This is a genomic window from Actinomyces urogenitalis DSM 15434, assembly GCF_000159035.1.
In the GTDB taxonomy this organism is placed as follows: Bacteria; Actinomycetota; Actinomycetes; order Actinomycetales; family Actinomycetaceae; genus Actinomyces; species Actinomyces urogenitalis.
Genome location: NZ_DS999589.1, coordinates 1 through 1,410, shown reverse-complemented (window position 1 = coordinate 1,410; position 1,410 = coordinate 1). Strand labels below are relative to the sequence as shown.

Here is a 1,410-nt window from a genome sequence, read left to right as displayed (position 1 = left end):
GTTGGAACCGAAAGGGTTTGAATTCAAACCCTTTCGGCGCTGTCGCCCTGCCAGCCGGTTGGCCCGGGCCGACGCGCTCAGCCGAGGCTCACCAGCGTGTTGTCGATCAGCCGGGTCGAACCGACCTTGGCAGCCAGGGCCAGCAGGACGGTCCCGGTGGTGGCGACCGCTGCGGCGTCGTCCGCAGCAGGCAGGCCCAGGCCGGCGCCGGCGCGCTCGACGAAGCTGTCCGGGTCAACGACCGCGACGTAGTCGACCTCGACGCCCTCGGCACCCGCCAGCAGCTCAGCTGCCACCTGCCGGACCCCGGCGGCGTCGGCACCGCTGGCCGCGGCCTGCCGCCCAGCCTCCAGCGCACGGGAGAGCGCCAGCGCCTGGCCGCGCTCGGTGGCCGAGAGGTAGGCGTTGCGCGAGCTCATGGCCAGGCCGTCCTCCTCACGGCGAATGTCCACGGGGACGATCTCCAGCGGCACGGCCAGGTCACGGACCATGGCGGAGACGATCGCCAGCTGTTGGGCGTCCTTGCGCCCGAACAGCGCCCAGCGCGGGCGGGTGAGGTGCATGAGGGTGAGCACCACCTGGAGCACGCCGGCGAAGTGTGTGGGTCTCGTGGCACCCTCGAGAACAGTGGCCATGGGCCCCGGGTCCAGGCGCACGGTGGGCTCGCCGGCCGGGTACATGACCTGCGGCGTGGGAGCGAAGACGATGAGACGGCCCACGCGCGGCGCGCCGGCCTCGTCCGTCAGCGCAGCGGTGATGCCGGCGACGTCAGCGTCCAGGGTGCGCGGGTAGGCGTCGAGGTCCTCCCCCGGGGCGAACTGGAGGGGGTTCAGGAAGATCGTGACAACAACCGTCCCGCTCGGGCCTACGCGGCGGGCTGCCTCCGCGACGAGGTCGAAGTGGCCCTGGTGCAGGGCGCCCATGGTCATGACGACGGTGCGCGGGGCGACGTCGCCGTCCAGCGCTGCAGCGAGCTCGGCGCGTGTACGGGTCAGGGTGGCGAGGGGGGAGGACGTGGAAGACACAGTCGAAGTCACGGCTCCAGAGTAGTCCGCGCCCACCGACCACCTGCCTGCCGACCGACCTCCTGTGTGCCCCGGTCGACCCCGGTATTCGCGCATATGCCGAGGTCGGTCGGGGATTGCGCGGTCGCGGGGCACACAGGAGGTCGGTCGAGGACTGCGTGGTCGCAGGGCGCGCAGGTGGTCGGCTGGCACTGGTCTCAGCCCAGGACTCCGCGTAGGTGCTCCGCCGCCGCTGCCTGGATCTGGCCGGTGGACTCGCAGCGGTCCACCGTTGCCCGGGCCAGAGCCCGATAGGTCGCTACCACGTCCTCCAGCGGTTTCCCCTCATCATCACGCAGCTGCGAGAGCGCCTCCAGATGCGCCTGGACGGTCCCGGCGTCCCCCC

Annotated in this window: 1 protein-coding gene and 1 pseudogene; both read right to left on the bottom strand. The window is 71.8% G+C overall.

Annotation, left to right across the window (positions count from 1 at the left end; genetic code table 11):
- Window positions 1-77: 77 nt before the first annotated feature.
- Complete coding sequence (panC, locus tag HMPREF0058_RS11355) at window positions 78-1,037, bottom strand: pantoate--beta-alanine ligase (RefSeq protein ID WP_431832614.1); 960 nt, start codon at window positions 1,035-1,037, stop codon at window positions 78-80.
- 185 nt (window positions 1,038-1,222) lie between these two features.
- Window positions 1,223-1,410: pseudogene (locus tag HMPREF0058_RS12895) on the bottom strand (oxidoreductase); the annotation flags it as partial.